Below are 12,984 nucleotides of genomic sequence, written 5' to 3' on the forward strand. Positions count from 1 at the left end.
TTCGAGCTCACGGAGCGGGAAAAAGGCCGCCCGTTCGTCAGGGGTGTTGTTGGGCTGATGAAGGGTGAGGAACAGGCTGCCGTCCAAGGCCCGGCCAATCATGCCATGCCCGCCATCGGTGCCCCACAGCGGCTCAGCTTCCTGGGTCCAGGGTCCCAGGACTGTGCCGGACTCGCTCCTGGCAATGCCTATGGAATAGCCCTGGTCACCAAAACCGGACCACAGCATGATGAGAGTGCCGCTGCCGAGCCTGAACAAGAACGGGCCGTCAGTTACATACACGGGGGACTCATTGTCACGGACCGACGGGACATCCAGAGCGCGGGCCCACGGTGCTTCGGACGCGCTGAACAGGAGGATTGGCTCGCCCAGGGCGTGCCGCAGGTCCGGGCTGAGGCGCTGCGCCAGGATGGTGCCGTCACGGACCTGTTTCCATTCGTGGCAAAACACCATCCATGGTGTCCCTTCATGGTCAACATGGAACGTACCGTCAAGGCACTCCCGATCGCCTGGAGTGACGGGACCATCGCTCCACGGTTCGTAGGGGCCTTCCGGCTTTGCGGCAGAGAGTATCTGCGTTCCCCGGGACCGTCCAGGAGCGGTAAAGGTCGCAAACATGAAATAGCGGCCTTGATGCTCGTGTACCTCAGGCGCCCAATACTGTTCCCGGCTCCAGAACCCGTCCGGTGGGCGGAAGGCCTCGATGGGGCCCTCCCACGTCACCAGGTCACTGCTCCGATAGCAGTCGAATCCTTCGGCAGGCCCCGACCAGATGTTCTTGTCGGTGCTTCCGAAGAGCAGGTATTGCCCGGATTCCGGAAGTGTGACTACGTAGGGGTCCCGAATCTGGATCTGGTCCACGTGGTGGGTCAAAGCGTGCTCCTTTGGGCGGCCTGAATAGTTCAAGATGAAAACTATTGACGAATATACAGCGCCTTGATACGTTTCAGGAACCGTTTTCTTGAGTCTGAAAGAAGCTTACCCAATGGCGCGTAAATCTCTCCGAAGTATCCGCAAATCCATAGCAGTCTTCACAGCGGTAGGCCTGCTTGGCCTGACCACAGGGTGTTCCAGCCCGACGTCCAACCAGGCCGAAGACGGCCCTGTGGAGATCCGGTTTTCGTGGTGGGGTAATGCCACCCGTGCCGAGTTGACCAATAAGGCCATCAAGGAGTTCGAGGCCGCCAACCCCAACATCAAAGTAAAGCCCGAGTATGGAGACATCGGGGGCTACTTCGACAAGTTGGCTACCCAAGTCGCTGCAAACGACGCCCCTGACGTGATTACCATGGGTGGCGCCTACCCGGCCGAGTACGCCAACCGGGGCGCACTGCTGGACCTCTCCAAAGTTGAAGGGTCCCTCGACCTTTCCAAAATGGACCAAGGAGCCCTGGAAAACGGGCAGGTGCAAGGCAAACAGTACGGTGTCTCCACTGGTGCCAATGCGTTGGCAATCGTGGTGAACCCCGCCGTCTTCCAAGCTGCCGGGGTAGCCCTTCCGGATGACAGCAGGTGGTCCTGGGATGACTTCGCGAAGACAGCCGAGGACATCACTGCCAAAAGCCCCAAGGGAACCTACGGCACCGCTACCGTCCTCACGCATGACTCATTGGATGCCTTTGCCAGGCAGCGGGGAGAATCCCTGTACACGCAGGATGGCCAGTTGGGACTTGGCCAGGAAACCGTTCAGGATTACTTCGATTTCTCCGTCAAACTCAGCGAGTCAGGTGCAGCACCCAGCGCCTCCGAAACTGTGGAGAAGCTCAACGTGAGCACCGAGCAGACACTCATGGGGATGGGGCAGGCCGGTATGATGCTGACCTGGACCAACTCCTTGACCGCGCTCAGCAAAGCATCAGGCGCTGAATTGAAGCTGCTGAAGCTGCCCGGTGAGACTCCCACGCCCGGCATCTGGCTCCAGTCCTCGCAGTTCTACACCATCTCCGCCCGCAGCAAGCACACGGACGCCGCCGCCAAGTTGGTCAGCTTCCTGGTGAACAATGAGGCAGCAGCCAAAATCATCCAGAGTGACCGTGGTGTTCCCAGCAACTCCGGCATGCGTACCGCCATCCAGGACCTGCTGACGCCCCAAGGAAAGGTGGAAGCCGCTTATATTGACCAGATCGGCAAGATGGACTTCGCTCCAACGTTCATCGGCCCCACCGGTTCAACTGCCGTCTCCGAGATCACTGCCCGCATCAACACCGAGGTCCTGTTCAAGAGACTGACTCCGGAGAAAGCTGCCGGGCAGTGGCTCAGTGAAAGCAAAGCGGCCATCGGCAAGTAAGGTACCCATGTAGATCGCAGATCAGGCCGTTATGAGAGCTCATAACGGCCTGATCTGCTACATAGTTGGCTGGCCCGGGACAGTAATGCTTATCCAGCGTCGCGGACCTCGAGGTAAGGGTCCGCCCAAGCGCTGATGATCCGCGCAACCCGTGCCGCCTGTCCCTTCCCGGTGAGGAGATGTTCGCTGCCCTCAAGGGAGATGAAACTCCGGGGGTGTCGGGCAGTCCTGAAGATTTCGCTGGCGTTGTCGATTCCCACCGTGTTGTCGGTGGGGGAGTGCATCACCATGAGCGGCTTGTGGAGGGTGCGGATGCAGTCACGCAGATCGGCGCGTTCCACGTCCTCCACAAAGTGGCGGCGAACTTCCATGGGCCGGCCACCAAGGTCCACCACCGCGCTGCCATCGCGCAGGATGGACTCGATCTCGGCGTCGAACATGTGCTCGACATGTTTGGGCTCGTAGGGTGCGCCTACCGTCACAACGGCGTTGAGGCCGGGGATGTCGCGGGCTGCGGCAAGCACCGCTGGGCCTCCGAACGAGTGGCCGACCAGGAGTGAGATTCCCCGGCCTTGCTCCCGCATGAAGTCCGCCGCAAGGATGGTGTCGGCTACCTTGACGCTGAACGACCCCGCAGACCATTCACCAGCCGAGCCACCCAAGCCCAGGTTGTCGAAGCGCAGCATCCCCACACCTTGCTCAGCGAGTCCTTTGCAGATCCGGGATGCGGCGGGGCTGTCCTTGCCGAGCGTCAGGCCGTGGGAGTACAGCCCCCAACCCCGGATGGGACCCTCGGGCACGTCCACGATGCCGGCCAGGGTGTCGCCGGTGCTTCCCGTGAAGCTGATTTTCTCAGAGCGTGACACGCTGATCTCCTTGCGTTGCGGTGAAGGTGGCGGTGATGGCCGGTGACGGCACGTGATTAACGACGACGACGCCACCCACCATCAGTGGTGAGCGGCGCCGTCGTCGTGTGGTTCCTAAGGGGACCGGCGTAACTAGATCTTGCGGGCCAGGATGGCCTGCTTGACCTCGGCGATTGCCTGGGTCACCTGGATGCCACGGGGGCATGCTTCCGAGCAGTTGAAGGTGGTGCGGCAGCGCCACACGCCTTCTTTGTCGTTCAGGATCTCCAGGCGCATGTCGCCGGCATCATCGCGGGAATCGAAGATGAAGCGGTGGGCGTTCACGATTGCAGCCGGACCGAAGTACTGGCCGTCGGTCCAGAAGACCGGGCAGGACGAGGTGCAGGCAGCGCACAGGATGCACTTGGTGGTGTCGTCAAAGCGCTCACGGTCCTCGACGGACTGCAGGCGTTCCTTGGTGGGCTCGTGGCCCTTGTTGATGAGGAACGGCATGACTTCGCGGAAGGACTGGAAGAAGGGTTCCATGTCCACGATCAGGTCCTTCTCCACGGGGAGGCCCTTGATCGGCTCGACGGTGATGGGCTTGGTGGTGTCCAGGTCCTTCAGCAGCGTCTTGCAGGCGAGGCGGTTGCGGCCGTTGATGCGCATGGCGTCGGAGCCGCACACACCGTGTGCGCAGGAGCGGCGGAAGGAAACGCTGCCGTCAATCTCCCACTTGACCTTGTGGAGGGCATCCAACACGCGGTCCGTGCCGTACATGGTCAGCTTGTAGTCATCCCAGCGTGCTTCGTCCGAGATTTCGGGGTCGTAGCGGCGCACCCGCAGCGTGATGTGGAAGGTGGGGATTTCACCGTCACCTGCAACGCTTGCCGGGAGCTCGATTTTGGAAGCGGGCTCTGCCATTTCGGTCGTCATTAGTACTTACGCTCCATCGGCTCGTAACGGGTGAAGATGACGGGCTTCGTCTCAAGACGGATGCCCGCAACAGATTCCGCCGAGGAGTCGACGGTGACGGAAGTGTCCAGGTAAGCCATGGAGTGCTTCATGAACTTTTCGTCATTGCGGTCCGGGAAGTCTTCGCGGTAGTGGCCACCGCGCGACTCTTCACGGTGCAGTGCACCTACGGTCATGACCTTGGCCATGTCCAGCAGGAAGCCGAGTTCCACGGCCTCGAGGAGATCCAGATTGAAGCGCTTGCCCTTGTCCTGAACGGTGACGTGCTTGTACCGCTCTTCGAAGGAGGCGATATCGCGGAGGACCTGTTCCAGAGATTCCTTGGTACGGAAAACCTGCATGTTGGCATCCATGGTGTCCTGCAGTTCCTTGCGGATCTGCGCAACACGCTCGGTGCCGTTGCCGCTGAGCAGCCCGTCCAGGATGCCGCGGGTCATGGCCTCGGGGTCCTCGGGAAGCTCGACGAAGTCAGCGGTCTTCGAGTACTCCGCAGCGGCGATACCAGCGCGCTTGCCGAATACGTTGATGTCCAGCAGCGAGTTGGTGCCGAGACGATTCGAACCGTGGACGGAAACACAGGCAACTTCGCCGGCTGCGTAGAGGCCCGGCACAATTGTGTCGTTGTCCTGCAGCACTTCGGTGGTGATGTTGGTGGGGATGCCGCCCATGGCGTAGTGCGCCGTGGGGAACACGGGAACGGGGTCGGTGAACGGTTCCACACCCAGGTAGGTGCGGGCGAACTCCGTGATGTCCGGAAGCTTGGCCTCGATGTGTGCAGGCTCAAGGTGGGTCAGGTCCAGGAGGACGTAGTCCTTGTTTGGACCACAGCCGCGGCCTTCGCGCACTTCATTCGCCATGGCGCGGGCCACGATGTCACGGGGTGCGAGGTCCTTGATGGTGGGGGCGTAACGCTCCATGAAGCGCTCACCCTCCGAGTTACGCAGGATGGCTCCTTCACCACGTGCACCCTCGGTAAGGAGGATGCCCAGGCCGGCGAGGCCGGTCGGGTGGAACTGGAAGAACTCCATGTCTTCCAGGGGGATGCCGCGACGGAACGCGATGCCCATGCCATCACCGGTGAGGGTGTGTGCGTTGGAGGTGGTCTTGAAGACCTTGCCGGCACCGCCGGAGGCGAACACCACGGACTTGGCCTGGAATACGTGCAGTTCGCCGGAGGCGAGGTCGTAGGAAACCACGCCGGCAACACGCTTCTGCTTGTACGGGGTTCCGTCTTCGCGTACGGCGTCTTCTTCGACGATCAGCAGGTCAAGGACGTAGTACTCGTTGTAGAACTCAACGTTGTGCTTGACGCAGTTTTGGTACAGCGTCTGCAGGATCATGTGACCGGTTCGGTCGGCCGCATAGCAAGCACGGCGGACGGGTGCCTTGCCGTGGTCACGGGTGTGGCCACCGAAGCGGCGCTGGTCAATCCGCCCTTCGGGCGTGCGGTTGAACGGCAGACCCATCTTTTCCAGGTCCAGCACGGCGTCGATGGCTTCCTTCGCCATGACCTCGGCTGCGTCCTGGTCAACCAGGTAGTCGCCACCCTTGATGGTGTCAAAGGTGTGCCATTCCCAGTTGTCTTCTTCGACGTTGGCCAGTGCTGCGCACATTCCACCCTGGGCTGCACCTGTGTGCGAGCGGGTGGGGTAGAGCTTGGTCAGTACCGCGGTGCGTGCTCGCTGACCGGATTCGATCGCGGCGCGCATGCCGGCGCCACCTGCACCGACAATGACGACGTCGTACTTATGGACCTGCATACCAGATGCTCTCTCTTTCAAAAATTCAGATGGTCGGCGGAGGCTGCTCCGCTACGTCAGGCGAACCGGATCTCCAAGGAGTAACCGGAAGGCGCCGCTACGGGGCCGGGCAGAAACCGCCAGGCAACTGAACGCCGTCGACGACGGGGCACGGGTTGAAGGTGAAGATCACCAGCGTGCCAAGGATGATGATGACCAGGGTGGCCGCGTAGAGGACCATCTTCAGCCAGAAGCGCGTGGAATCCTTCTCGGCGTAGTCGTTGATGATGGTGCGGACGCCGTTGGTGCCGTGCAGCATGGCAAGCCACAGCATGGCAAGGTCCCAGAACTGCCAGAACGGATCGGCCCACTTACCGGCAACGAAGCCGAAGTCGATTGCGTGGATGCCCTCGCCCACCAGCAGGTTCACGAACAGGTGGCCGAAGATCAGCACCACCAGGACGATGCCGGAGAGACGCATGAAGAGCCAGGCGATCATTTCGAAGTTGCCACGGCTGGAGCCGGTGCGGTTGTACTTCGGAGCGATTTTTCCGCTGCGTGGGGATTCGATGGTTGTCATGGCTTAGTGGCCTCCCAGCGCGAGGGAAAGGTGGCGGATGGCGAAGCCTGCGAACGTGACAAGCCACAGCGCAAGCACGACCCACAGCAACTGGCGCTGGTACTTCGCGCCCTTCTTCCAGAAGTCGATGGCGATCACACGCAGGCCGTTGAAGGCGTGGAAAATGATCGCGGCGACCAGGCCCGTTTCACCCAGGGCCATGAGGGGGTTCTTGTATGCGCCAATGACGGCGGTGTAGGCCTCAGGGGACACGCGCACCAATGAGGTGTCCAGCACATGGACCAACAAGAAGAAAAAGATCACTACACCTGTAATGCGGTGTCCAACCCAGGACCACATGCCTTCACGGCCGCGGTACAAGGTGCCAGCTGGTTTTGTCGGCACTGATTAAACCTTCCTGCAACACAGCGGCGCTGGCATGGGATCCACGCGGGGGGAACGCCTGCTGCGAGAGCACTCGTAGCTCACGCCTAAATCTAGGCTTCGCTAACAGCATATTCAATTTAGGACGGGCTTCTCTGCTTGTTAATTCCATGTTTCCTGCCGATATTCAGGCAATTTTCGGCAGTGCCTGAGACGAACGCCACACGTGTGTCCTGTTGCGGGGGCTTGCCGCCCGGCACAGGATAAAGTGTTGCGGTGAGTACAGAAGACGCGAAATACCCGGAATCGCCATTGAACCGCTTCCATGCGGTTATTCCGGCGGGCGGTGTGGGGACCCGGCTATGGCCACTCTCGCGTGCCGCTGCGCCCAAGTTCCTCCACGACCTGACCGGTTCCGGCAGCACGTTGTTGAGGGCTACCTATGACCGCTTGGAACCGCTGGCCGGTGAACGGGTCCTTGTTGTTACCGGCGAAGCGCACCGCGCAGCCGTATGCCGCCAACTCCCCGAGGTGGGGGATGACGAGTTGGTGCTGGAAAGTGAGCCCAAGGACTCCGGTGCCGCCATCGGGCTCGCAGCAGCCATCCTTTACCGCCGCGATCCGGACACCATCATGGGTTCGTTTGCAGCAGACCATGTCATCAGCCCGGACAATCTTTTCCAGGAGACGGTGCGCGAGGCCATCTACACCGCGGCCACAGGAAAAATTGTCACCATCGGCATCAAGCCCACCCATCCATCTGTCGGATTCGGGTACATCCGCTCCGGTGCAGCACTGAATGTTGAGGGTGCCCCGAACGCACTCGCTGTTGCCGAGTTCGTGGAGAAGCCCAGCCAGGAAGTGGCCAACAAATACGTCGAAGCGGGGGACTACGTCTGGAATGCCGGCATGTTCGTCGCTCCGGTGGCGCTCATGCTCAAGCACCTTGAGGCCAACCAGCCGGAGTTGTTCAAGGGCCTCCAGGAAATCGCAGAGGCCTGGGATACGCCCGAGCGCTCGGAAGTGACATCGCGCGTGTGGCCCACGCTGCCGAAAATTGCCATCGATTACGCCGTGGCCGAGCCCGCAGCGGAAGCCGGGGACGTCGCCGTCGTGCCTGGCACTTTCCGTTGGGACGATGTTGGCGACTTCGCCGCGATCGGCCGCCTCAATAACGCCGGCGATGTTGATGAAGTAACCGTGCTGGGTGAAGGCGCGCGCGTGTTCGCGGAAAATGCCAGCGGCGTGGTGGTTTCCGATACCAAGCGCGTCATTGCGTTGATCGGCATCAAGGACGTGGTCATTGTGGACACGCCGGACGCGCTCCTTGTGACAACCAAGGAGCATGCGCAACTGGTCAAGGGCACTGTTGACGCCCTTAAAGCCAGTGGCGACACGGACGTGCTGTAGAGCAACTGCTTATACCGTGAGCCACCTCTTTGGTTGTCCTGCGCCTGAACGCAGCGTAACCAAGAGGTGGCTTTCGTTCTTCGGGAGCCGCGCATGGCTAGAGTTGTGACGTGCGCAATTACACGACTGAAACCGAGCCCGCTCCCGTTGTGAGTCCTTGGGTAGATGAACTGCTTCCCGGACTCATCGACTTCCGGCGTGACCTCCATGCGCACCCGGAGCTGTCCTTCAAGGAATTCCGCACCACGGACAAGCTGGTGGAGCGGCTTGAGGCAGCCGGGCTGAAGCCGCGGCGCCTGGAGGAAACCGGGCTGACGGTGGACGTGGGCGAGGGCCCCATTGCCACAGCCCTTCGCGGGGACATCGACGCATTGCCGATCATTGAGGAAACCGGCCTGCCGTTCGCGTCGAAGAACCATGGCGTGACCCACGCATGCGGCCATGATGTTCACACCACTGCCATGCTCGGCATTGCCTTGACGCTTCAGCGGATGCACAAGAACAATCCTCTGGGCGGAACGGTCCGGATCATTTTCCAGCCCGCCGAGGAAACCATGCCGGGCGGTGCACTTTCCTGTATTGAGCAGGGAGTGCTTGAGGGCGTACCGCGTATCCTGGCGCTGCACTGTGATCCCCGGATCAACGTGGGCCAGATCGGCACCCGCATCGGTGCCATCACCTCCGCCTCGGACACCATCAAAATTGAGCTCTCCGGACGCGGTGGACACACGTCGCGCCCACACCTGACCGAGGACCTCGTCTTCGCTCTGGCGCAAATAGCGGTCAACGTCCCGGCCGTCCTTTCCCGCCGGGTGGACGTCCGTAGCGGCGTGTCGGTGGTGTGGGGGCAAATTTCGGCCGGCTCCGCACCGAATGCCATCCCGGGCTCCGGCTACATGGCTGGAACCATGCGTTGCCTGGATCGGGATGCCTGGCATAGCGCGGGGGAGTTGCTGGACGACGTCGTAAGGCAGGTTGCCGCGCCCTACGGCGTGGACGTCCATCTTGAACACACCCGTGGCGTACCGCCTGTAGTGAACTCCGAGCATGAAACGGCCCTCATCGAAGCCTCTGCCCGCGCTGAGTTGGGTGAGAACGCGGTGGTCCTGACTCCGCAGTCCATGGGTGGCGAGGACTTTGCCTGGTTCCTGGCGGACCTTCCGGGGGCCATGATGCGCCTGGGCACGCACACTCCGGGCGGGGAAGAATACGATCTCCACCGCGGTGACTTCATAGTTGACGAGCGCGCACTCGGCTACGCCATCCGCGTCCTGACTGCAGCCGCACTCCGCACGATCCGCGACCTCGAACCGTAGACCCGCCTGAGTCGCATGTGAGGGCGTTTGGGTTGCCGGAACGCCCTTCAGTGCGACCCGGTTGGGTACACGCGGGGAAGATAGATAGGTTGTGCACAATTGAATTTTGCACTATCGTTTTAGCCATGAGTGATGCACCCCGCCTCCGCCACCAGGTCTGCTTTGCGCTGTACTCGGCATCCAAGGCGGCGACGGCGGTCTACCGCCCCGTGCTGGAGGACCTCGGCCTGACGTACCCGCAGTACCTGGTGATGCTGGTCCTCTGGGAGCAGGAGCCCCGCAGTGTCCGCGAACTCGGTGCGGAATTGGGCCTCGACTCCGGCACCTTGTCGCCCCTGCTTAAACGCCTGGAGGCCATGGGGCTGGTGGAACGCCACCGCTCTGCCGAGGATGAGCGCCGGGTGGACGTGGTCCTTACCGACGCCGGTACCGCCTTGAGTGCCCGGGCCCAGGCTGTGCCCAAGCGTCTCGCCGACGCCGCCGGCCTATCGCCCGATGAGATCGGGCAGCTCCACGCCACGCTCGGCAAGCTCACGGCAGCACTCAACGGCTCACTCTGACAAACCTCCGGAAAATCCCGGGACATCCATTCCCAAAGAGAACGGAAACACCATGAAGACTCTTTACACCGCCGAGGCATTGGCATCCGGCGAAGGCCGCGACGGCAACGCCCGCACCAATGACGGCAAACTGGACGTCGCACTCGCCAGCCCCGTGGAGCTCGGGGGCAACGGGGAAGGTACCAACCCGGAGCAGTTGTTCGCAGCCGGCTACGCCGCGTGCTTCCACTCGGCGTTGCGGCTCGTGGGTCGCAAGGAGCGCGTTGACCTCAGCGACTCGGCCGTTGCCGCCAAAATCCACTTCGGCGCGTTGACGGACAGCGAAGGATATGGACTGGCCGCCGAACTCGAAATCGCGCTGCCAGCCCTGGACCGCGGTACTGCAGAGCAGCTGATGGCCAAGGCGCACAAGATCTGCCCCTACTCCAATGCAACGCGCGGCAACATGGCCGTGGACCTCAAGCTCGTGGAGTTCGCAGCATGAGCGCCGTGGCAACCGAAACCCGCGAAATCCAGCTTGCCTCCCGCCCGGTAGGACGCCCTGCTCCGGAGAACTTCCGGCTGGCAACAGCGCCGCTCCCCGAGCTCGCGGAGGGCCAGCTCCTGGTGAAGAACCAGTTCATGTCCGTTGATCCCTACATGCGGGGCCGCATGAATGACGTCAAGTCGTACTCGGCGCCGTTCCGCTTGGACGCAGCGCTCGACGGCGGTGCGGTAGGTGAGGTGATCGCGTCCCGTTCGGACGCACACAAGGTGGGTGACGTCGTCGTGCATCAACTTGGCTGGCGCGAACATGCGGTGGTGGACGCCGCCGCGACTACGCCGGTCCCCAGCGGCCTCGCCCCAACGTCAGCGTTCCTCGGTGCCTTGGGAATGACTGGCCTGACCGCCTACGCCGGTTTGCTGAAGGTTGCCGAGTTCAAAGAGGGCGACGTGGTCTTCGTGTCCGGAGCGGCAGGTGCGGTCGGCTCGATGGTTGGCCAGATCGCCAAGGCCATGGGTGCCTCCAAGGTCATCGGCAGTGCCGGATCGCCGGACAAGGTGGCCCGCTTGTTGGAGCTCGGCTTCGATGCTGCTTTCAACTACAACGATGCTCCCGTGCTGGAGCAGCTGAAGGAAGCAGCGGGGGAGCGCGGCATCGACGTCTACTTCGACAACGTCGGCGGCGAGCACCTCGAAGCAGCCCTGGCTACGCTGACGGTTGGCGGACGCGTAGCAATGTGCGGTGCTATTGCCCAGTACAACTCCACGGAGCCTCCCGTGGCCCCGCGGAACCTGGCAGTTGCCATCGGGAAGCAGCTCACCCTGCGCGGATTCCTGGTGGGCGGGCAGCGACAGCACGCCGCCGAATTCGCGCAGAAGATGGCCGCATGGCTTGCCGATGGGTCTGTCCGCTACGACGAAACCGTGGTGGATGGACTGGAGAACGCACCGCAGGCATTCATGGACCTGTTGGACGGCGCGAACACGGGAAAGATGCTCGTTCGCCTCTAAGGCACAGATGAAAAGCGTGTGACTTGCGCACCCGGCTACTGCTTGGTAACAAAAGGTCAACAATCTGACCTGGAGTGATCGTTTGTGGTAGCTGGGTGTGTTGCAGGCCACTAGTGTTGGTTTCATCAATGCGCTTCGGCGCAGCTGCGAGCATCAGTGAAAACAGAATTTCTGCCTCAGGTATAGGAAACGGACACTCATTGACCATCCGTCGTAGCGCCAATCACTTTCTTCCTGGAGGAAAATTGAAGAAACCACTGCGTGCCACCCTGAAGCGCGGTTCAATGGCCGGTGTTGCCACCCTCGGTGCAGCAGCGCTCCTGCTGACAAGCTGCGGCCAAGCTCCCGACGCCGGATCCGGCGGGGCGACCAAGAGTGACTTTACCGGCTGCATCGTGTCGGACTCCGGCGGATTCGATGACCAGTCCTTCAACCAGTCCTCCTTCGAAGGCCTCAAGAAGGCGGAGACTGACTTGGGAATCACGGTAAAGTCGGCCGAATCCAAGGCCAACAGCGACTTCGAAACCAACCTCAACGGCATGATCTCCGCCGGCTGCAACCTCACCGTCACCGTTGGCTTCCTCCTGGGCGATGCCACTAAGGCCGCCGCAGAGAAAAACACCGACAAGCACTTCGCGATCGTCGACTACACGTACGAGACTCCGATCGCCAACGTCAAGCCGATCGTCTATGACACGGCCCAGGCGGCATATCTGGCAGGCTACGCAGCTGCCGCGACGTCCAAGACCGGCAAGGTGGGTACGTTCGGCGGCATCAAGATCCCCACGGTTACCATCTTCATGGACGGCTTCTACGACGGCGTCCAGGCCTACAACAAGGCCAAGAACAAGACCGTCCAGGTCGTGGGCTGGGACAAGAACACCCAGGATGGTTCCTTCACGGGCGACTTCGAGAAGCAGGACACAGGCAAGCAGGTCACCATCAACCTGCTGGACCAGGGCGCGGACATCATCATGCCCGTAGCCGGACCGGTTGGTAAGGGTGCCGGTGCTGCGCTGAAGGAAGCCAAGGCTGCCGGCAAGGACGTCAAGCTCATTTGGGTTGACTCCGATGGCTACCTCACCGCTCCCGAGTACAAGGACCTCATGCTGACCTCCGTGGTCAAGCAGATGGGCGAAGCCGTTGAAGCCGTGGTGAAGGACGACACGGAAGGCAAGTTCAACAACGAAGCCTATGTCGGCACGTTGGAGAACGATGGCGTTGCCATCGCTCCGTTCCACGATTTCGACTCCGCTGTCACCGCTGAAACCAAGTCCGAGCTCGATGCCCTGAAGGCTGACATCGTCTCCGGCAAGCTGGTTGTCGAATCGGCAGCGAGCCCCAAGAAGTAAAACAATTCCCGGACGCGCCGCCAGTACCGAGCCCCGGTACTGGCGGCGCGTTTTTGCCCTGAC

Annotated in this window: 12 protein-coding genes and 1 pseudogene; 7 read left to right on the forward strand and 6 right to left on the reverse strand. The window is 61.7% G+C overall.

All coding sequences use genetic code 11. From position 1 onward, the window contains the following. Positions 1-57: 57 nt before the first annotated feature. Positions 58-861, reverse strand: a pseudogene (locus A477_RS24060) (glycoside hydrolase family 43 protein); the annotation flags it as partial. 124 nt (positions 862-985) lie between these two features. On the opposite strand from A477_RS24060, the gene A477_RS0104510 reads away from it, so the two are divergent. After that, complete coding sequence (locus A477_RS0104510) at positions 986-2,287, forward strand: ABC transporter substrate-binding protein (RefSeq protein ID WP_017197831.1); 1,302 nt, start codon at positions 986-988, stop codon at positions 2,285-2,287. An 89-nt stretch (positions 2,288-2,376) separates the two neighbouring features. On the opposite strand, the gene A477_RS0104515 is transcribed toward A477_RS0104510, so the two are convergent. The 5 genes from A477_RS0104515 to sdhC form a co-directional block, all read right to left on the reverse strand. Then, positions 2,377-3,153 (reverse strand): alpha/beta hydrolase family protein, encoded by a 777-nt coding sequence (locus A477_RS0104515; protein WP_017197832.1) that lies wholly within the window; start codon positions 3,151-3,153, stop codon positions 2,377-2,379. Between the two features lie 132 nt (positions 3,154-3,285). Next, positions 3,286-4,068: a succinate dehydrogenase iron-sulfur subunit gene (locus A477_RS0104525; protein ID WP_011773975.1), complete on the reverse strand. Its 783-nt coding sequence runs from the start codon at positions 4,066-4,068 to the stop codon at positions 3,286-3,288. Continuing rightward, positions 4,068-5,867, reverse strand: coding sequence for a succinate dehydrogenase flavoprotein subunit (gene sdhA / locus A477_RS0104530; protein WP_017197834.1), 1,800 nt, complete (start codon positions 5,865-5,867; stop codon positions 4,068-4,070). Before sdhA ends, A477_RS0104525 begins: the two co-directional genes overlap by 1 nt. Positions 5,868-5,964: 97 nt before the next feature. Beyond that, positions 5,965-6,426, reverse strand: coding sequence for a succinate dehydrogenase hydrophobic membrane anchor subunit (locus A477_RS0104535; protein WP_017197835.1), 462 nt, complete (start codon positions 6,424-6,426; stop codon positions 5,965-5,967). Between the two features lie 3 nt (positions 6,427-6,429). Then, the gene (gene sdhC, locus A477_RS0104540) at positions 6,430-6,810 is read right to left on the reverse strand and encodes a succinate dehydrogenase, cytochrome b556 subunit (RefSeq protein WP_011773978.1); all 381 of its coding nucleotides are present in this window, start codon (positions 6,808-6,810) and stop codon (positions 6,430-6,432) included. Between the two features lie 255 nt (positions 6,811-7,065). On the opposite strand from sdhC, the gene A477_RS0104545 reads away from it, so the two are divergent. The 6 genes from A477_RS0104545 (at position 7,066) to A477_RS0104570 (ending at position 12,921) form a co-directional block, all read left to right on the forward strand. Further along, on the forward strand, positions 7,066-8,199 hold the full coding sequence (locus A477_RS0104545) for a mannose-1-phosphate guanylyltransferase (protein ID WP_017197836.1): 1,134 nt from the start codon (positions 7,066-7,068) through the stop codon (positions 8,197-8,199). 110 nt (positions 8,200-8,309) lie between these two features. Beyond that, positions 8,310-9,515 carry an amidohydrolase gene (locus A477_RS0104550; RefSeq protein ID WP_017197837.1) on the forward strand — a complete coding sequence of 402 codons (1,206 nt, stop codon included), beginning with the start codon at positions 8,310-8,312 and terminating at the stop codon, positions 9,513-9,515. Between the two features lie 125 nt (positions 9,516-9,640). Further along, the gene (locus tag A477_RS0104555; protein ID WP_017197838.1) at positions 9,641-10,075 is read left to right on the forward strand and encodes a MarR family winged helix-turn-helix transcriptional regulator; all 435 of its coding nucleotides are present in this window, start codon (positions 9,641-9,643) and stop codon (positions 10,073-10,075) included. Positions 10,076-10,127: 52 nt separating this feature from the next. Beyond that, the gene (locus A477_RS0104560; protein WP_017197839.1) at positions 10,128-10,559 is read left to right on the forward strand and encodes an organic hydroperoxide resistance protein; all 432 of its coding nucleotides are present in this window, start codon (positions 10,128-10,130) and stop codon (positions 10,557-10,559) included. Further along, positions 10,556-11,569 (forward strand): NADP-dependent oxidoreductase, encoded by a 1,014-nt coding sequence (locus tag A477_RS0104565; protein WP_017197840.1) that lies wholly within the window; start codon positions 10,556-10,558, stop codon positions 11,567-11,569. Before A477_RS0104560 ends, A477_RS0104565 begins: the two co-directional genes overlap by 4 nt. Before the next feature lie 245 nt (positions 11,570-11,814). Next, on the forward strand, positions 11,815-12,921 hold the full coding sequence (locus A477_RS0104570) for a BMP family ABC transporter substrate-binding protein (protein WP_026005355.1): 1,107 nt from the start codon (positions 11,815-11,817) through the stop codon (positions 12,919-12,921). Positions 12,922-12,984: the final 63 nt, after the last annotated feature.

The sequence above is a fragment of the Arthrobacter sp. M2012083 genome, from assembly GCF_000281065.1.
In the GTDB taxonomy this organism is placed as follows: domain Bacteria; phylum Actinomycetota; class Actinomycetes; order Actinomycetales; family Micrococcaceae; genus Arthrobacter.

What these genes read in the sequence shown, in the direction of transcription:
- sdhA (WP_017197834.1), bottom strand. Translation starts at nt 5,867, where the DNA reads ATGCAGGTCCATAAGTACGACGTCGTCATTGTCGGTGCAGGTGGCGCC.
- A477_RS0104560 (WP_017197839.1), top strand. Translation starts at nt 10,128, where the DNA reads ATGAAGACTCTTTACACCGCCGAGGCATTGGCATCCGGCGAAGGCCGC.
- A477_RS0104555 (WP_017197838.1), top strand. Translation starts at nt 9,641, where the DNA reads ATGAGTGATGCACCCCGCCTCCGCCACCAGGTCTGCTTTGCGCTGTAC.
- A477_RS0104510 (WP_017197831.1), top strand. Translation starts at nt 986, where the DNA reads ATGGCGCGTAAATCTCTCCGAAGTATCCGCAAATCCATAGCAGTCTTC.
- A477_RS0104535 (WP_017197835.1), bottom strand. Translation starts at nt 6,426, where the DNA reads ATGACAACCATCGAATCCCCACGCAGCGGAAAAATCGCTCCGAAGTAC.
- A477_RS0104565 (WP_017197840.1), top strand. Translation starts at nt 10,556, where the DNA reads ATGAGCGCCGTGGCAACCGAAACCCGCGAAATCCAGCTTGCCTCCCGC.
- A477_RS0104525 (WP_011773975.1), bottom strand. Translation starts at nt 4,068, where the DNA reads ATGACGACCGAAATGGCAGAGCCCGCTTCCAAAATCGAGCTCCCGGCA.